Consider the following 17,446-nt stretch of genomic DNA (forward strand, 5'->3'; position numbering starts at 1 on the left):
GTAAATACACAAAACTATGTTCAAATATTTTTTAGGGAATAGTCCTAAGTGGTTTAAAATGACCATGATTGGTTTTTTAATCTTTAATGTGTTTTCTTTTTTCGTTTTAGGAAAAACAATTACTGCATGGCTTTTTATAGGTGAGTTTATTTTCACGTTGGCTATGGCATTAAAGTGTTACCCATTACAGTCAGGAGGACTAATAGCTATTGAAGCGTTAATTCTGGGGCTTACAACACCCGAAAAAGCATACCATGAAGTAGATCAAAACTTAGAAGTAATATTACTTTTAGTATTTATGGTAGCAGGTATTTATTTTATGAAGCCTTTACTAATGTTTATTTTTAGTAAGGTGTTTACTAAAATAAAATCGAAGGTTGTGTTATCGTTGTTATTTGTATTCTTAGCAGCGATCTTATCAGCATTCTTAGATGCGTTAACGGTTACAGCTGTTTTAATTAGTGTAGCTGTAGGATTTTACGGAGTGTACCATAAAATTCATTCTAGCGCGTCGTCTGATTATGACAAAGATGGTGTTCTTGATAGAAAAGAGTTAAGTGGAGAAACCTTAGAGCAATTCCGTAGTTTTTTACGTAGTTTAATAATGCACGGGGTTGTAGGTACAGCGCTAGGAGGTGTTTGTACTTTAGTAGGGGAACCACAAAATTTATTAATAGGTGAGCGTTTAGGTTGGGATTTTATTGAGTTCTTTCAGCATATGGCGCCAATAACAATGCCAGTATTAGTAGCAGGTATGGCTACAACTGCAGTTCTTGAATTAACAGGATGGTTTGGTTTTGGAGCAAAATTACCAGATGTTGCAGCAAGAATTATAGAAAAATATACAGAAGAGGAAGATGCAAAACGTACAGAGAAAGAAAAGTACGGGTTAATCGTTCAAGGTACAGCAGCAGTGTTGTTAATTATCGGTTTAGCGCTTCACTTAGCTCCTGTAGGTTTTATAGGATTGGCTTTAATAATTGTACAAACTGCTTTTATGGGAATTACCGACGAGCATCAGTTAGGACATGCTTTTGAAGAAGCTTTACCATTTACAGGATTGTTAGTGGTTTTCTTTGTTATTGTAGCAATGATTCACGATCAACACTTATTTACTCCTATTATTAATTGGGCATTAGAGCAAGATCCAGCTTCTCAACCAGGACTTTTCTATATAGCAAATGGAGCATTATCTGCAATTAGTGACAATGTTTTTGTAGCTACAGTTTATATTGGAGAGGTGCAAGATGCATTTAAAAATGGAGCTATTTCAAAAGAGCATTTTGAAAATTTAGCTATTGCAATTAACACAGGTACTAATTTACCTAGTGTAGCAACTCCAAATGGGCAAGCAGCTTTCTTATTCTTACTAACATCATCATTAGCACCATTAATCAATTTGTCTTACGGAAAAATGGTAAAAATGGCATTACCTTATACTATTGTATTAGGTGGTTTAGGATATCTTATGGTGAAGATCGTATTAGGGTAGATAAATAAAAAATAGCATTTTTAAAATCCTGAATTTTTTAAAGTTCAGGATTTTTTTAAACAATTAAAAAGGAAGTCATTCGTTAATAATTAAACACGCAAAAATTACATTAATGTTAGCATATTTTCAAGAACAAACTGAGTTACTAGAAGAAATTCCACAAGAAAAAACATTATCAATCTATAATTTAATTATGGATGGAGGTGTTGGAGGACAAATTATCATTGCTTTATTATTTGTGTTGCTAGCAGTAGCCCTTTACATTTATTTTGAGCGTTTCTTTGCAATTAAAGCCGCCTCAAAAGTTGATGTGAATTTTATGGATCAAATTAGAGATCATGTAACGAATGGTAGAATTGATAGTGCTAAATCACTTTGTGATACAACCGGAAGTCCTACAGCAAGATTAATAGGTAAAGGAATTTCTCGAATTGGAAAACCTTTAGAAGATATTAATACAGCTATTGAAAACGCGGGAAAATTAGAAGTGTATCAATTAGAAAGAAATGTTTCAGTATTAGCAACGATAGCTGGAGCTGCACCCATGATTGGTTTCTTAGGTACAGTAATTGGAATGATTGTTGCCATACATGAGATAGCTAATTCAGGTGGGCAAATAGATATTAAAATGTTATCAGACGGATTGTATACAGCAATGACAACAACAGTAGCAGGTTTAATTGTAGGGATTATTGCTTATATTACTTACAATCACTTGGTGGTTCGTACTGATAAGGTAGTATATCAAATGGAAGCGAAGTCGGTTGAGTTTTTAGATTTATTAAACGAACCTGTATAATGAATTTAAGAGGAAGAAATAAAGTCAATCCAAATTTCAATATGTCGTCAATGACAGATATTGTTTTTTTGTTATTGATATTTTTTATGCTAACATCAACATTGGTTACGGTAAGTGCTATAGATGTGTTGTTGCCAAAAGCGGGAGGGAAAACTGAAAACCAAACTTCGGTAGCAGTAACGATAACAAATGATGCGTCATTTTATATAGACAAAACTAAGGTAAGTAATACAAATTTAGAAAAAGAATTACTAGCTAAAGTAGGAACAGATAAAAAGAAAACAGTGGTAATTCGTGGCGATCAAAACGTGCCGTATAAAAATGTAATGCAAGTAATAGATATTGCTAATAAAAATAAGCTGAAAATGATTTTAGCTGTAAAAGGCAAGTAAATGACAGTTTTGGACACCCAACATAAACGTAAATCTGCTGTAATTACAGTAATTATTCTGATACTGTTGTTAGTCGGAATATTCAACTACGGAATGAAGTATTTAGACCCGCCTATTGAATACGGATTGGCAATCAATTTCGGTAATTCTGATGTGGGAAGCGGTGAGCCTGTTGAAAAAACGAAGACTGAAGCAACTCCTCAGCAAGAAGAAGTGGTTGAAGAACGAGTAGAAGAAACGTCAGAAGAGCCTATCAAAGAAGAAGTCATTACAAATGACACTGCAGAAGAAGTTCCTGTAGTTGAAAAAAAAGAAGTAAAGAAAGAGGCTGTAAAAGAAACTCCAAAGGAAGTAACACCTAAAGAAAAACCAAAGCCCAAACCATCAAAAGAAACTACAGATGCATTAAATAGCTTGTTAAATGGGACTTTAAAAGATGGAGCAAATACTGGTGAAGGAGATGATAAGCAAGCTGGTGTAAAAGGAAATGAAAATGGTGACCCAAGTTCAGATAAATATTATGGAAATTCAGGAAGTGGTTCAGGAGGGAATTATAATCTGACAGGAAGAAAAGCACTATCTAAACCTATTGAAAAACCAAACTGCCAAGAAGAAGGAACTGTTGTAGTAAGCATAGAGGTAGATCAAAATGGGAAAGTAATAAAAGCTACACCAGGAGCTAGAGGAACTACAAACTCAGCTGGGTGCTTAGCAGATGCTGCAAAAAAAGCGGCATTAAGAACTAAATGGAATGCTGATGGAAATGCTCCATCAAAACAAAGAGGAACCATAATCTACAAGTTTTCTCTTTCAAAATAATTTATCTTTGCTAAATATTTATAACGTAAAGTTTTTCAATTAGGTTGTATATATACAAGAGACAATCATTGAAGAATTAATAAACACAAATACATGAAGTTAACTGTTATTGGAACAGGCTATGTAGGGTTGGTATCAGGGGCTTGTTTTTCAGAAATGGGAAATAAAGTAACCTGTGTAGATATCGATCAAGAAAAAATAAACAAACTGCACCAAGGAGTCATTCCTATCTACGAACCAGGATTAGAAAAAATGGTGTTGAAAAATGTAGAGAAACAAAACTTGTTTTTTACAACGAAACTAGAAGAAGCGATTGAAGAAACCGAAATCGTTTTTATTGCGGTTGGAACTCCAATGGGAGAAGATGGTTCTGCAGATTTACAGTATGTGTTAGCTGTAGCTAAAGAGATCGGTCAAAAGATGAATCACAGATTAATTGTGGTTGATAAATCTACCGTACCTGTAGGAACAGCCGATAAAGTAAAAGCTACGATTCAAGCAGAATTAGATAAAAGAAATGTAAAAATTGAGTACGATGTAGTTTCAAATCCTGAATTTTTAAAAGAAGGAGATGCAATTAACGATTTTATGAAGCCAGATAGAGTGGTAATTGGAGCAGAATCTGACTATGCGTTTGAAAAAATGCGTCAGTTATACACGCCATTCACCATGTCACACGAACGTTTTATAGGAATGGATGTTCGTTCTGCGGAAATGACGAAGTATGCAGCAAACGCGATGTTAGCAACTAAAATTTCGTTTATGAATGAAATGGCGAATATTTGCGAACGAGTAGGAGCGGATGTGAATAATGTTCGTGCAGGAATCGGTTCCGATTCAAGAATAGGTTACAGTTTTATTTATCCAGGAGCTGGTTATGGAGGTTCTTGTTTTCCGAAGGATGTGAAAGCATTGAAAAAAATTGCGGAAGAAAACGGTTATGAGGCACAATTGATAAGGTCAGTTGAAGAAGTAAACAACCGTCAGAAGTTTGTGGTTGCAGATAAAATTATCAAAAGATTTGGAGAAGATCTAACAGGAAAAACCTTTGGTTTGTGGGGATTGGCATTCAAGCCAGGAACCGATGATATGCGTGAGGCTCCAGCAATTTATGTGGTAAAAGAATTGGTGAAGAGAGGAGCAAAAGTGCAAGCCTATGATCCGAAGGCAATGGAAGAAGCGCAACATTTTTATTTAAGAGATGTTGAGAATGTAGCTTATAAAAATGCGAAGTATGAAGTTTTAGTTGATGCTGATGCATTGATATTATTGACAGAATGGAAAGAATTCCGTTCGCCAGATTTTTCTGAAATTGAAAAACAATTGAAAACTCCAGTTATTTTCGATGGAAGAAATCAGTACAATAGCTACAGTTTAGAAGAACGAGGATTTGAATATTATCAAATAGGAAAGAACTAATGAAAATTTTAGTAACGGGGGCAGCAGGCTTTATTGGATTTCATTTAAGTGAAAAATTATTAGCATTAGGGCATACAGTTGTAGGAATTGATAATATCAATGATTACTATGATGTCAATTTAAAATATGCTCGATTAAAAGAGTTGGGGGTTGATAGAGAGAATGCTGAGGTTTTTTATAAAGAAACGATTAGTTCAACAAATGAAAACTTCAAGTTTATCAGGTTGAACTTAGAGGATAAAGAAGAACTGCTTCAATTGTTTACTACTGATAAATTTGAAGTGGTTTGTAACCTTGCAGCACAAGCAGGAGTTCGTTATAGCATCGAAAATCCTGATGCGTATATTCAAAGTAACATTGTTGGTTTTCTGAATATTTTAGAATGTTGCAGACATCATCAGATTAAACATTTGGTGTATGCGAGTAGTTCAAGTGTATATGGAGCTAATAAAAAAGTGCCTTTTTCCGAAGAAGATAGTGTAGATAATCCAGTGAGTTTGTACGCAGCAACGAAAAAAAGCAACGAACTCATGGCGCATACCTACAGCTATTTGTATAAGATTCCGACAACAGGATTACGATTTTTTACCGTTTACGGACCATGGGGAAGACCCGATATGGCACCTATTTTATTTGCTGATGCTATTTCAAATGACCGTCTAATCAAAGTGTTTAACAACGGAGATATGGAGCGTGATTTTACCTATATAGATGATATTGTAGAAGGAGTAAAGCGAGTAATAGAAAAGTCAGTTGAAAATAGAGAGCTGTATAAAATCTATAACATAGGAAATAACGATTCTGTAAAACTGTTGGATTTTATCACCCAAATGGAAATGAGCTTAGGGAAAGAAGCAACCAAAGAAATGTTACCGATGCAGATGGGAGATGTAAAAAGAACTTGGGCAAATGTTGATGGTTTAATAAGTGATTACGAATACAAGCCTCAGATAAAGGTAGCAGAGGGAGTACGTCGTTTTGTACAATGGTATCAAAAATATCATAGTTAATTTGTAAAAGCTTCAGTTATAATATAATTGTTTAATGACTTATCAAGAAGTACTAGATTGGATGTTTGCTCAGTTGCCAATGTACCAACGCCAAGGACAAGCAGCATTTAAAAAAGATTTAACCAATATTTTCGCATTGTGTGAAGAGTTGGGTAATCCGCAAAAAAAGTTTAAAACGATTCATGTAGGAGGAACGAATGGAAAAGGATCCACTAGTCATATGCTTGCTTCTATACTACAAGAGGCGGGTTATAAGGTTGGATTGTATACGTCTCCGCATTTAAAAAACTTCACAGAGCGCATTCGAATCAACGGGGAAGAAATTTCGAGAGATGCGGTGATTGATTTTGTAGTAAACAATAAAGTTTTTTTAGAAAAGCAAGGGTTGTCTTTTTTTGAAATGACAGTTGGATTGGCCTTTGAAGAATTTGCGAATCAAAAAGTAGATATTGCAATTATTGAAGTAGGTTTAGGAGGAAGGTTAGATTCTACCAATATAATTATACCTGAAGTTTCGGTAATTACGAATATCGGATTGGATCACACACAGTTTTTAGGAGAAACCTTACCAGAAATAGCTTTTGAAAAAGCAGGAATCATCAAACAGAATATTCCTGTGGTTATTGGTGAACGTCAAAATGAAACGGAAAAAGTGTTTATCGCTAAAGCGGAAGAATGCAAAGCACCAATAGTTTTTGCTTCAGATAATCCAAAAAACTATGCGACGGATTTACTGGGAGACTATCAAAAGTATAATGTAACAACAGCCGTAACTGCAATTCAACAACTAAAAGAGTATAAAGTTTCTAAAGAAAATATTAAAAACGGATTATTGAATGTAGTAAAAAACACGAATTTAAAAGGTCGTTGGCAGGTGTTACAGGATAATCCGAAGATAATTTGTGATACAGCACATAACAAAGAAGGACTTTTTTATACCTTAGAACAATTAAAAAAGGAAAATTATAAGCAATTACATATTGTTTTAGGAGTAGTTTCAGATAAGAATTTGAGTGAAATTTTACCAATGTTTCCAAAAAATGCAATTTATTATTTCTGTAAACCAAATATTCCTCGTGGGTTGTTGGCAGACGAATTAGAAGCCCAAGCTAACGGGTTTGATCTGGTTGGAGAGGTGTTTGATTCTGTAAGTCAGGCATTTGAAAAAGCAAAAACAAATGCGTCTGAGGAGGGTGTAATCTATGTAGGTGGAAGCACATTTGTGGTGGCAGAAATTTTATAGAAAAAAAACGAAAAAAGTTATTGTCAATCTCTAAAACTGTTATATATTTGCATCCGCAATTAACAAGTAAGGGCGCGTAGCTCAGTTGGTTCAGAGCACTTGGTTTACACCCAAGGGGTCAGGGGTTCGAATCCCTTCGCGCCCACAACTCTTACAAAGATTTAATTGCAAACGGGCGCGTAGCTCAGTTGGTTCAGAGCACTTGGTTTACACCCAAGGGGTCAGGGGTTCGAATCCCTTCGCGCCCACTACAAAGTCTCATCATTTTTTGATGAGACTTTTTTTATTACCCGATATTTTGTTAAAGGTGTTTTTCTTAGTTTTGTAGATATGCATCCTACAAGTTAGTAATATTAAATAGAAATGGTTCAGGGTAGTTTAAAAATAAGAATACCTGTTTTAAATTATGTATATTATTTAGAGATATACATTGAGAAGAAAATCTATATTTTACAATTAAATAGGTTAGAAAAGAAATAGGAGCTTTTGTAGCTTTAAATGGAAAAATTCCAAGCTTAGAGTAGTAGTTGATCCAAAACCTAAAAGAAATCAATTTAAATATAATTAAGTTTTATAATGTTAAATTTAAATAAATTCATATCAAAATACATAACTAACAGAAATGAAAGTATGTTTCTTGATGATATTGAAAATAATAAAAAAATATTGTCAGAAAGAATTAAAGACAAAACAGTTCTAGTAATTGGAGGAGCAGGTACTATAGGGAGTTCTTTTATAAGAGCATTATTACCTTTTGAGCCCAAAAGCTTAGTTGTGGTTGATATTAATGAAAACGGATTAACTGAATTAACTAGAGATATAAGGAGTAACGGAGATTTTAAAGTTCCGTTAGATTATATTACCTATCCAATGGATTATGCACATTCTGTTTTTTATAAAATGTTTAAAAAAAGAGGAGGGTTTGATATTGTAGCTAATTTCTCTGCTCATAAACATGTTAGAAGTGAAAAAGACCTTTTCTCTGTTGAAGCGTTAATTAAGAACAATGTGATGAACGCAAAGAAATTGTTGGATATTTTAGAGTATTATCCACCAAAACATTTTTTCTGTGTGTCAACAGATAAGGCTGCAAATCCAGTTAATATAATGGGGGGAAGTAAAAAGATAATGGAAGATCTGATTATGACCTACTCATCAAAGTATCCAATAACAACAGCTAGGTTTGCGAATGTAGCATTTTCAAACGGATCTTTACCTCAAGGTTTTTTAGAGAGGATTTCAAAGAATCAACCTATATCTGCGCCAAATGATGTGACTCGATATTTTGTTTCGCCTGAAGAAAGTGGTCAAATTTGTTTATTGGCTTGTATTTTAGGTAATACAGGTGAAATTTACTTTCCAAAGTTAAGAGAAGAACAAGTAATGACTTTTTCAGATATGGCAGTAAAACTTCTAGAGGAAAATGGTTATGAAGTTGATTATTGTTCCTCAGATGAAGAAGCTGTAAGAAAGGCTTCGGAGGATTTTAATAATAAATACCCTGTCCATTTTTCTGGTAGTAATACTACAGGTGAAAAACCTTATGAAGAGTTTTATACAAATAAAGAGGAGGTTTCGTTAGATCGCTATAAATCGCTCGGGGTTGTGGTAAATTTAAAGCCAAGAGAAATGTCTGAGGTTAATGAATTGTTTAATTCACTTAACTTAGCTTTTAATAACGAAAAAACTACAAAAGAGGATATTGTAAATATAATGAAAGATTTTCTTGTTAATTTTGACCATAAAGAGTTAGGGAAGTCATTAGATTCAAAAATGTAATGTATAAACAATTAATAAATTTTATTAGAGATCAGTTTAAAACGGATGATTTTATTCCTTTGCATGCACCGACTTTTGTAGGGAAAGAGAAGGAGTATTTGAATGAGTGTATTGATTCGACATTTGTGTCTAGTGTGGGTAAATTTGTAGATTTATTTGAAAACAAGGTGGCGGAATATACCAAGTCTAAACATGCTATAGTTTGTGTAAATGGTACGAATGCTCTTCATTTGGCATTACTTGTAGCAGGGGTTAAACCAAGTGATGAGGTAATAACACAACCACTTACATTTATTGCTACAACGAATGCAATAGTTTATGCTAATGCTAATCCAGTATTTGTTGATGTTGATATTGATACTATGGGGCTATCTCCAAAAGCATTAAGAATATTTTTAGAGGAAAATTCAGAATTGAGAAATGGAGAGTGTTATAATAAATTTACAAATAATCGTATCAAAGCTTGTATGCCAATGCATACTTTTGGACATGCGTGTAGAATTGAAGAAATATTAAGTATTTGTGAAGAATATAAAATAGAATTGGTTGAAGATGCTGCAGAAGGTATGGGAAGCTTTTACAAAGGAAAGCACTTAGGTACATTTGGAAAGATAGCAGCCGTTTCGTTTAATGGTAATAAAATTATGACCACAGGTGGTGGTGGAATAATTTTAACAGATAACGATGAGTTGGCAGCTGAAGTTAAGCATCTTTCAACACAATCAAAAGTACCTCATAAATGGGAGTATGTTCATGATAATATTGGCTTTAATTACAGAATGCCAAATATTAATGCTGCGTTAGGCCTTGCACAATTGGAAAAATTAGATTTTTTTATAGAGAATAAAAGAGAGTTAGCTAATGTGTATTCATCCTTTTTTAAAGAGAAAGGAGTTTCTTTTTTTGAAGAAAGAGAAGATGAAAAATGTAACTTTTGGTTGAATGCAATCATTCTAAAAGACAAAAAAGAAAGAGATTCTTTTTTAGATGAGAGTAACACATCAGGAGTAATGACAAGACCAATATGGCAACTTATGAATAAGTTACCAATGTTTAAAGATAATGTAAAAGGGATGCTTACAAACTCAGAATGGTTAGAAGACAGAGTTGTAAATATTCCTAGTAGTGTTAGATTATAATTAAAAACGAATGACTAAACCAGAGCTAATACTTGTTGGAGGTGGGGGACATTGTATGTCTGTGATAGATGTTGTAGAATTAGAAGACAAATTCAAGATAAAAGGTATTCTTGAAATTAACAGTAATCAGCAAGAGGTTCTTGGGTACCCGGTTTTAGGGGGAGATGATTTGATAGAAGAGTTAGTGAATGAAAAAGTTTTTTTTCTAATAACTGTAGGGCAAATTAAAACATATAGAATAAGAGAGAAAATTTCAGAGAGGTTAACAAAAAATAAAGCACAATTAGCAACAGTAGTTTCTCCAAGAGCATATGTATCAAAACATTCGTTTATTGAAGAAGGAACTGTCGTAATGCACGATGTTGTGGTGAATTCTGGGGTTAGTATAGGGAAACATTGTATCATTAATACCAAAGCTAACATAGAGCATGGAGTTGGTATTGAAGATTTTTGTCATGTATCAACTTGTGCAGTTGTAAATGGTGATTCTATAATAAAAAGAGGGACATTTGTAGGAAGTAACGCAACGATTTCAAACGGAATAATTATTAAAGAAAACAGTATTGTTAGTGCTGGGGAATTTATTAAACGATGAGTAGGACACTTATTATAGCAGAAGCAGGTGTAAATCATAATGGTGATATTAGGCTAGCTAAAAAATTAATTGATGTAGCCGCAAAAGCAGGAGTTGATTATGTCAAGTTTCAAACGTTCAAAGCTAGCAAGCTTGTTACGAAAAAAGCAAAACGAGCAGAATACCAAGATACAAATACTAAGAATAACGACAGTCAATTCGAGATGTTAAAAAAACTTGAGTTATCTCAAGAGGACCATTTTCACTTAATAGAGTACTGTAAAAATAAGAATGTAGAATTCTTGTCTACAGGGTTTGATTTTGATAGTGTTGACTTTTTATATGAAATAGGTGTACGCTTAGCAAAAATCCCATCAGGAGAAATTACAAACTTGCCTTATCTAAGAAAAATAGCAGATCTGTTTCCAGAAGTAATACTATCAACAGGAATGGCAGATATTAAAGAGATTAAAGATGCTGTTGAGGTGCTTTTAAAAGGTGGAGTTGAAAGGGAGAAATTGACAGTTTTACATTGCAATACTGAATACCCAACACCAATGAGTGATGTTAATTTAAAAGCAATGCTTCATATAAAAAAAGAGTTAGGGGTAAATGTAGGGTATTCTGATCATACTTTAGGGGTTGAGGTACCTATAGCTGCAGTTGCTTTAGGAGCTAAAGTTATTGAAAAGCACTTTACTCTTGATAGAAATATGGAAGGACCAGATCATAAAGCTTCTTTAGAGCCAGATGAACTAAAATTAATGGTTAACTCAATACGAAACATTGAGAAGGCACTAGAAGGGTCAGGAATAAAAGAGCCTTCAAACTCAGAACTAAAAAATAAAGAGATAGCAAGAAAAAGTATCCATGTAAAATCAACTATTAAAAAGAATGAACTAATTACTGAAGATGCCATAACGGTATTGAGACCAGGTGATGGAATCTCTCCTATGGAATGGGATAAGGTAATTGGTAAAAAGGTGTCTAAAGACCTAGAACCATTTCATAAATTAACATGGGAAGACGTATTATGAGAATAGGAATATTAACTAGTTCTAGAGCTGATTTCGGGATTTATCAACCGCTGATTAATGAATTAGTTTTAGAAAAATATTTTTTTAATGTAGAAATCATTGCTTTTGGAACTCATTTGTCAAAATATCATGGTTTTACACTTTCTGATATTAAAAATAAATACAATATAAAAATCCATGAAGTGAGTTCTTTACTTGTTAATGATAGTCAGGCATCAGTAGCTACTTCTTATGGATTGACTACTCTTAAATTTGCTGATTTTTGGGATAACAACATTTTTGATCTTGTTTTTTGTCTAGGAGATAGGTTTGAAATGAATGCTGCTGTACAGACAGGAATTCCTTTCGGAGTTAAATTTGCACACATACACGGTGGTGAAACTACACTAGGAGCTATAGATAATATTTACAGACATCAGATTTCATTAGCTTCTCAGTTACATTTTACAAGTACAGAGAAATTTAAAGAGCGAGTAACCGAACTAATTCAGTCTGATAAAAATGTATACAACGTGGGAGCTTTAAGTCTTTCCGAAATAGATCAGTTTATTCCTTTACCAAAGCATAAATTATTATCAGCTTTTAATATTAAAGATGAATCTTACTGTTTGGTAACTTTTCATCCTGAAACGAATGCTTTTGATTCGAATGAAAAGTATGCTCTTGAAATGAAAAAAGCTTTAGCGAAGTTAACAGAACAGATTAATTTGGTAATTACGATGCCAAATGCTGACACGATGGGAAGTGTTTATAGAGAACAATTATTTTTATTAAAAGAAGAAAAGAATGAAAAAGTTTTTTTAGTAGAAAACTTTGGGAAAGAAAATTACTTTTCAGCAATGTATTATTCAGATTTTTTATTGGGAAATACATCTAGTGGAATTATAGAAGCAGCGTCTTTTAATAAATATGTGGTAAATGTAGGTGATAGACAAAAAGGAAGACTTCAGAGCGAAAATGTTATCAATGCAAAATTTGATTCAAAAGAGATATTGGCAAGCGCTAGCATTTGCTTAAAGCAAAAAGATTTTTCAGGAGAAAATAGATACTATAAAAAAGGTACTTCAAAAGAAATAGTAGAAAAAATAAAGAATTATGAGGAACTATAAAGAGCATTTAATTACTTCTGAAAGTACAATTAAAGAAGCTTTATTTAGGTTAGATCTTTTAGCTAAAGACGCCATACTTTTTATAATAAATAACGAAAATAAATTAGTAGGTTCTTTAACAGATGGAGATGTTAGAAGAGGGTTACTTAAAGGTTGTACAATTGATAATAAAGTTACGGATGTTATACAAGAGAATCCTAAATATATAGAGAAAGACAATTATGATATTAGTAAAATAATAGAATATAGGGAGAATAACTACAGAATATTACCAGTTATCTCTAAAGATAGAGAAGTAATAAATGTAATAAATTTTCGCTTACTAAGATCGTATTTGCCAGTTGATGCTGTGATAATGGCAGGAGGAAGAGGAAGTCGTTTGGAACCATTAACAAATACTACACCCAAGCCATTGCTAAAAGTTGGAGACAAGCCTATAATGGAACATAATGTTGATAGGTTGGCTTTATTTGGAATAGATGATTATTGGGTATCTGTTAAATACCTTGGAGAACAAATTGAAATGTTTTTTGGAAGTGGAGATTCAAAAAATTTAGACATAAGATATGTTTGGGAAGATAAACCATTAGGAACGATTGGGGCTGTATCTAAAATTAAAAAGTTTAAACATGATTATGTTTTAGTAACGAATTCAGATGTTTTAACAAATTTAGATTACGAAGATTTTTACTTAGATTTTATAGAAAAGGATGCTGATTTCTCAGTAGTTTCAATTCCTTATAATGTAAATATTCCTTACGCAGTTTTAGAAAACGAGAATGGTTATATAAAAAGTTTTAAAGAAAAACCAACGTATACATATTATTCAAATGGAGGGATATATTTGATGAAAAAGGAGGTGTTAGATTATGTTCCTAAAGAAGAGTTTTTTAATGCTACAGATTTGATGGAGTATCTAATTAAAAAAGGTAAAAAAATAATATCATATCCTTTAGTTGGTTATTGGCTTGATGTAGGTAAGCATGAAGATTATAAAAAAGCACAAGAGGATATTAAAAGAGTAAAGTTCTAGGTTCTTAGGAATTTAGAAGAAATTAATAAAACGTTATCATGTTAGCAATTATACCAGCTAGAGGAGGCTCTAAAGGGTTGCCTGGAAAGAATATTAAAGACTTAAAAGGAAAACCAATGATTGCGTATACAATAGAAGCTGCTTTAAAATCTGAAAAAATTTCCAGAGTAATAGTTAGTACTGATTCAAAAGAAATAGAAAAAGTAGTAAAATATTATGGAGCAGAAGTTCCTTGTTTAAGGCCTGCAAGTTTATCTGATGATAAAGCTTCTTCATTAGATGTGTATAGGTATGTAATAGATAAAATAGAACAAGAGGAAAAAAATAAGATAGAAGAGTTTATAGTTTTGCAGCCTACAAGTCCATTGAGAAATGAAATTCATATAGATGAAGCAATTAATTTATTTGAAAATAAGGAGGCAGATTCTGTTGTGAGTTACTGTAAAGAATCTCATTCAATTTTCTGGCATAAATATATTGATGGTGATGGAAGTTTTGTGGAGATTTTTAAGGATAACTTTCAAAAGAATAGACAAGAAATAAGAAATACATACTACCCTAACGGAGCAATATATATATTTAAAAGAAAAGTCTTAGAAACAGGTAAGTATTATTCAGAAAAATCGTATGCTTATTTGATGGATAGGAATGTTTCTGTAGATATTGACGATATTGACGATTTTCAATATGCAGAGTTTTTAATGTCAAAAAAGTAAAAACACTTAAAAACAACTAGGAGTTTTAATAGAGGAAGGCTTTGATTTTTTAACTAGACAAGTTGTTATAAACAATAATAGGTGTTAAAAAGTCTCATCATCAATGGATGATGACTTTTTTATTATATAACCTTTTGTTAATGATGTTTTTTGTAGTTTTGTGAGCTGATAAAAAGAGAAAAAGACATAAACAACTTCGAAAAAATGAATATAGATCTTTCCGGAAAAAAAATAGTAGTTACTGGAGGTGCTGGTTTTATAGGTTCCAATCTTTGTGAGGTTCTAGTAGAAAAGAATAACAAAGTAGTGTGTTTAGATAATTTCGCTACAGGGAAAAGAGAAAGTATAGCGCATCTTCATGAAAATCCAAATTTTAAATTAATAGAAGGTGATATAAGAAATTTAGAAGATTGTAAGAATGCTGTTGAAGGAGCAGATTTTGTACTGCATCAAGCCGCTTTAGGTTCGGTGCCTAGATCAATTAATGATCCTATTACCTCTAATGACGTAAATGTGGGAGGATTTCTAAATATGTTGGTGGCTTCAAGAGATGCAGGAGTAAAGCGTTTTGTATATGCTGCTAGTTCTTCAACTTATGGAGATTCAAAGGGGTTGCCGAAAGTAGAAGATGTGATAGGGAAACCATTATCACCCTATGCAATTACGAAATATGTAAATGAATTGTATGCTGATGTTTTTGCGAAAACCTATGGTTTAGAAACAATAGGACTCCGTTATTTCAATGTGTTTGGTAGAAAGCAAGACCCAAATGGAGCGTATGCAGCAGTAATTCCAAAATTCGTAGGGCAATTTATGAAAGGAGAATCTCCTACAATTAACGGAGATGGAAATTATTCAAGAGATTTCACCTACATAGACAATGTAATTCAAGCAAATTTATTGTCTTTGGTGGTTGATAAGCCTGAAGCGATAAATACAGTATACAACGTAGCGTACGGAGATAGAAATACGTTGAATGATTTGGTAGGGTATTTAAAAGACTACTTATCAGAGTTTGATGCTTCTATAAAAAATATAGAAGTAGAACACGGACCTAATAGAGTAGGAGATATCCCTCATTCTTTGGCAAGTGTAGAGAAAGCAAAAAACTTATTGAACTATAATCCACAATACTCACTTCAGCAAGGATTAAAAGAAGCGGTGAAGTGGTATTGGGAAAACTTATAAGAAAATGAAGCAACCAAAAATAGCAGTGATAGGATTAGGATATGTAGGGTTACCGTTAGCAAGATTATTTGCTACAAAATATCCAACAGTAGGTTTTGATATCAATAAAGAGCGTGTAGCAGAATTAATGTCTGGAACGGATACTACTTTAGAAGTAGAGGATGAGGTGTTACAATCTGTATTAGTTGAAAAACTATTAGATGCAAAAGGATTGTTTTGTTCCACTTCTTTAGAAGATATTAAAGAATGTAACTATTATATAGTAACAGTTCCAACTCCGGTTGATAAGAATAACCGCCCTGTGTTAACTCCTCTAGTAAAAGCTAGTGAAACGGTAGGAGCAGTATTGAAGCAAGGAGATATTGTGGTGTATGAGTCAACAGTATATCCAGGAGCAACTGAGGAAGAATGTATCCCTGTGTTGGAAAAAGTGTCTGGTTTGAAATTTAACGAGGGTTTTTACGCAGGCTATTCTCCAGAGCGTATCAATCCAGGAGATAAGGAACATACGGTTGAAAAGATTTTGAAAGTTACTTCAGGGTCTACACCTGAAATAGGAAAAAAAGTAGACGACCTGTATAAATCGGTGATTACTGCAGGTACACATTTGGCACCAACAATTAAAGTAGCGGAAGCAGCTAAAGTGATTGAAAATTCTCAAAGAGATATCAACATTGCTTTTGTAAATGAATTGGCGAAAATTTTTGGTTTGATGGATATCAATACACACGATGTGTTAGAAGCAGCAGGGACCAAATGGAATTTTTTACCATTCAAACCAGGTTTAGTAGGTGGTCATTGTATAGGGGTGGACCCTTATTATTTAGCGCAAAAAGCTCAAGAATACGGATACCATCCAGAGATTATTTTGGCAGGGCGTAGACTAAATGATAGTATGGGAGATTATGTGGCTTCTGAAGTGGTGAAGTTGATGATTAAAAAAGATATTCGCGTAAAAGATGCTAAAGTTTTAGTGTTAGGAGTAACCTTTAAAGAAAATTGCCCTGATGTACGAAATACCAAAGTAGTAGATGTGGTGGCAGCTTTAAAGGATTATGGAACAAGTATTACTATTTACGATCCTTGGGCAAACGAAGAGGAAGTGATGCATGAATACGGATTAACATCAACAAGAAAATTACCGAAAGAAACTTTTGATGCGATTGTATTAACAGTAGCGCATAAAGAGTTTGAAGATTTAGATTTTTCATCATTACGAAATGAAAAATCTGTGGTGTACGATGTAAAGAATGTGTTATCTTGCTCAATAAAAGATAAAGGGCTTTAGTGGATTGAAACTAAGACATAGACTAAAAAAAGTTGAGAGAAAGGAGAATGAGAGATTTTAGAAAATATGATATTTGGCAAGATGCTATTAGCTTAATTGATGTTGTTTATGATGTCGTTTCTAGGTTTCCTGAAACGGAAAAATTCAGCTTAAGCACACAAATTATTAGAGCAGCGGTCTCTATTCCTTCGAATATAGCTGAAGGAAGTTCTAGAGAGTCAGAAAAAGATTTTGCGAGGTTTTTGCAAATAGCCCTTGGCTCATGCTTTGAATTAGAAACACAAATTATCATTGCGATGAGAAGAAGTTATATGAACCAAGAGTCGGGAGATAACATTGTGATGAAGATTCAGAGTATACAGAAAAGGATTAATGGGTTAAAAAGAAAATTAAAGAAATGATTTATAAA

General features: G+C 33.1%; 17 protein-coding genes and 2 tRNA genes. All 19 read left to right on the forward strand.

Features of this window, described 5'->3' with window-relative positions; all coding sequences use genetic code 11:
• Nucleotides 1–16 precede the first annotated feature (16 nt).
• The 19 genes from nhaB (at nucleotide 17) to ACKTSU_RS02795 (ending at nucleotide 17,438) form a co-directional block, all read left to right on the forward strand.
• Entirely contained in the window at nucleotides 17–1,492 is a 1,476-nt protein-coding gene (gene nhaB / locus ACKTSU_RS02705) for a sodium/proton antiporter NhaB (RefSeq protein WP_408034830.1), read from the forward strand.
• 112 nt (nucleotides 1,493–1,604) lie between these two features.
• Entirely contained in the window at nucleotides 1,605–2,291 is a 687-nt protein-coding gene (locus ACKTSU_RS02710; protein WP_408034831.1) for a MotA/TolQ/ExbB proton channel family protein, read from the forward strand.
• Nucleotides 2,291–2,683, forward strand: a complete 393-nt coding sequence (locus tag ACKTSU_RS02715; RefSeq protein WP_028892747.1) for an ExbD/TolR family protein — start codon at nucleotides 2,291–2,293, stop codon at nucleotides 2,681–2,683. Before ACKTSU_RS02710 ends, ACKTSU_RS02715 begins: the two co-directional genes overlap by 1 nt.
• Nucleotides 2,684–3,502 carry an energy transducer TonB gene (locus ACKTSU_RS02720; RefSeq protein ID WP_408034832.1) on the forward strand — a complete coding sequence of 273 codons (819 nt, stop codon included), beginning with the start codon at nucleotides 2,684–2,686 and terminating at the stop codon, nucleotides 3,500–3,502. It abuts the gene before it with no gap.
• A 93-nt stretch (nucleotides 3,503–3,595) separates the two neighbouring features.
• Entirely contained in the window at nucleotides 3,596–4,921 is a 1,326-nt protein-coding gene (locus ACKTSU_RS02725; RefSeq protein WP_408034833.1) for a UDP-glucose dehydrogenase family protein, read from the forward strand.
• Complete coding sequence (locus ACKTSU_RS02730) at nucleotides 4,921–5,931, forward strand: NAD-dependent epimerase (protein ID WP_408034834.1); 1,011 nt, start codon at nucleotides 4,921–4,923, stop codon at nucleotides 5,929–5,931. The genes ACKTSU_RS02725 and ACKTSU_RS02730 overlap by 1 nt, the downstream gene beginning before the upstream one ends.
• 34 nt (nucleotides 5,932–5,965) lie before the next feature.
• Nucleotides 5,966–7,174: a bifunctional folylpolyglutamate synthase/dihydrofolate synthase gene (locus tag ACKTSU_RS02735; RefSeq protein WP_408034835.1), complete on the forward strand. Its 1,209-nt coding sequence runs from the start codon at nucleotides 5,966–5,968 to the stop codon at nucleotides 7,172–7,174.
• A gap of 70 nt (nucleotides 7,175–7,244) precedes the next feature.
• A tRNA-Val gene (locus tag ACKTSU_RS02740) sits at nucleotides 7,245–7,319 on the forward strand.
• Between the two features lie 28 nt (nucleotides 7,320–7,347).
• Nucleotides 7,348–7,422, forward strand: a tRNA-Val gene (locus tag ACKTSU_RS02745).
• Between the two features lie 328 nt (nucleotides 7,423–7,750).
• On the forward strand, nucleotides 7,751–8,953 hold the full coding sequence (locus ACKTSU_RS02750; RefSeq protein ID WP_408034836.1) for a UDP-N-acetylglucosamine 4,6-dehydratase: 1,203 nt from the start codon (nucleotides 7,751–7,753) through the stop codon (nucleotides 8,951–8,953).
• Entirely contained in the window at nucleotides 8,953–10,092 is a 1,140-nt protein-coding gene (locus tag ACKTSU_RS02755; protein WP_408034837.1) for a LegC family aminotransferase, read from the forward strand. The genes ACKTSU_RS02750 and ACKTSU_RS02755 overlap by 1 nt, the downstream gene beginning before the upstream one ends.
• A gap of 10 nt (nucleotides 10,093–10,102) precedes the next feature.
• Nucleotides 10,103–10,687 (forward strand): NeuD/PglB/VioB family sugar acetyltransferase, encoded by a 585-nt coding sequence (locus ACKTSU_RS02760; RefSeq protein ID WP_408034838.1) that lies wholly within the window; start codon nucleotides 10,103–10,105, stop codon nucleotides 10,685–10,687.
• Nucleotides 10,684–11,703 carry an N-acetylneuraminate synthase gene (gene neuB / locus ACKTSU_RS02765; protein ID WP_408034839.1) on the forward strand — a complete coding sequence of 340 codons (1,020 nt, stop codon included), beginning with the start codon at nucleotides 10,684–10,686 and terminating at the stop codon, nucleotides 11,701–11,703. Before ACKTSU_RS02760 ends, neuB begins: the two co-directional genes overlap by 4 nt.
• Nucleotides 11,685–12,812 carry a UDP-N-acetylglucosamine 2-epimerase gene (neuC, locus tag ACKTSU_RS02770; RefSeq protein ID WP_408034840.1) on the forward strand — a complete coding sequence of 376 codons (1,128 nt, stop codon included), beginning with the start codon at nucleotides 11,685–11,687 and terminating at the stop codon, nucleotides 12,810–12,812. Before neuB ends, neuC begins: the two co-directional genes overlap by 19 nt.
• The gene (locus tag ACKTSU_RS02775) at nucleotides 12,799–13,845 is read left to right on the forward strand and encodes a nucleotidyltransferase family protein (RefSeq protein ID WP_408034841.1); all 1,047 of its coding nucleotides are present in this window, start codon (nucleotides 12,799–12,801) and stop codon (nucleotides 13,843–13,845) included. Before neuC ends, ACKTSU_RS02775 begins: the two co-directional genes overlap by 14 nt.
• A 38-nt stretch (nucleotides 13,846–13,883) precedes the next feature.
• Entirely contained in the window at nucleotides 13,884–14,561 is a 678-nt protein-coding gene (locus tag ACKTSU_RS02780) for an acylneuraminate cytidylyltransferase family protein (protein WP_408034842.1), read from the forward strand.
• A gap of 204 nt (nucleotides 14,562–14,765) precedes the next feature.
• Nucleotides 14,766–15,749: an SDR family oxidoreductase gene (locus tag ACKTSU_RS02785; protein WP_408034843.1), complete on the forward strand. Its 984-nt coding sequence runs from the start codon at nucleotides 14,766–14,768 to the stop codon at nucleotides 15,747–15,749.
• A 4-nt stretch (nucleotides 15,750–15,753) separates the two neighbouring features.
• Nucleotides 15,754–17,037, forward strand: coding sequence for a nucleotide sugar dehydrogenase (locus ACKTSU_RS02790; protein WP_408034844.1), 1,284 nt, complete (start codon nucleotides 15,754–15,756; stop codon nucleotides 17,035–17,037).
• Between the two features lie 47 nt (nucleotides 17,038–17,084).
• Entirely contained in the window at nucleotides 17,085–17,438 is a 354-nt protein-coding gene (locus ACKTSU_RS02795; protein WP_408034845.1) for a four helix bundle protein, read from the forward strand.
• Nucleotides 17,439–17,446: the final 8 nt, after the last annotated feature.

Source organism: Tenacibaculum aestuarii (assembly GCF_964510395.1).
Classification (GTDB): Bacteria; Bacteroidota; Bacteroidia; order Flavobacteriales; family Flavobacteriaceae; genus Polaribacter; species Polaribacter aestuarii.

What these genes read in the sequence shown, in the direction of transcription:
- ACKTSU_RS02790 (WP_408034844.1), top strand. Translation starts at nt 15,754, where the DNA reads ATGAAGCAACCAAAAATAGCAGTGATAGGATTAGGATATGTAGGGTTA.
- ACKTSU_RS02750 (WP_408034836.1), top strand. Translation starts at nt 7,751, where the DNA reads ATGTTAAATTTAAATAAATTCATATCAAAATACATAACTAACAGAAAT.
- ACKTSU_RS02785 (WP_408034843.1), top strand. Translation starts at nt 14,766, where the DNA reads ATGAATATAGATCTTTCCGGAAAAAAAATAGTAGTTACTGGAGGTGCT.
- neuB (WP_408034839.1), top strand. Translation starts at nt 10,684, where the DNA reads ATGAGTAGGACACTTATTATAGCAGAAGCAGGTGTAAATCATAATGGT.
- ACKTSU_RS02795 (WP_408034845.1), top strand. Translation starts at nt 17,085, where the DNA reads ATGAGAGATTTTAGAAAATATGATATTTGGCAAGATGCTATTAGCTTA.
- ACKTSU_RS02735 (WP_408034835.1), top strand. Translation starts at nt 5,966, where the DNA reads ATGACTTATCAAGAAGTACTAGATTGGATGTTTGCTCAGTTGCCAATG.
- nhaB (WP_408034830.1), top strand. Translation starts at nt 17, where the DNA reads ATGTTCAAATATTTTTTAGGGAATAGTCCTAAGTGGTTTAAAATGACC.
- ACKTSU_RS02715 (WP_028892747.1), top strand. Translation starts at nt 2,291, where the DNA reads ATGAATTTAAGAGGAAGAAATAAAGTCAATCCAAATTTCAATATGTCG.
- ACKTSU_RS02730 (WP_408034834.1), top strand. Translation starts at nt 4,921, where the DNA reads ATGAAAATTTTAGTAACGGGGGCAGCAGGCTTTATTGGATTTCATTTA.
- ACKTSU_RS02725 (WP_408034833.1), top strand. Translation starts at nt 3,596, where the DNA reads ATGAAGTTAACTGTTATTGGAACAGGCTATGTAGGGTTGGTATCAGGG.
- neuC (WP_408034840.1), top strand. Translation starts at nt 11,685, where the DNA reads ATGGGAAGACGTATTATGAGAATAGGAATATTAACTAGTTCTAGAGCT.
- ACKTSU_RS02760 (WP_408034838.1), top strand. Translation starts at nt 10,103, where the DNA reads ATGACTAAACCAGAGCTAATACTTGTTGGAGGTGGGGGACATTGTATG.
- ACKTSU_RS02710 (WP_408034831.1), top strand. Translation starts at nt 1,605, where the DNA reads ATGTTAGCATATTTTCAAGAACAAACTGAGTTACTAGAAGAAATTCCA.
- ACKTSU_RS02775 (WP_408034841.1), top strand. Translation starts at nt 12,799, where the DNA reads ATGAGGAACTATAAAGAGCATTTAATTACTTCTGAAAGTACAATTAAA.
- ACKTSU_RS02720 (WP_408034832.1), top strand. Translation starts at nt 2,684, where the DNA reads ATGACAGTTTTGGACACCCAACATAAACGTAAATCTGCTGTAATTACA.
- ACKTSU_RS02780 (WP_408034842.1), top strand. Translation starts at nt 13,884, where the DNA reads ATGTTAGCAATTATACCAGCTAGAGGAGGCTCTAAAGGGTTGCCTGGA.
- ACKTSU_RS02755 (WP_408034837.1), top strand. Translation starts at nt 8,953, where the DNA reads ATGTATAAACAATTAATAAATTTTATTAGAGATCAGTTTAAAACGGAT.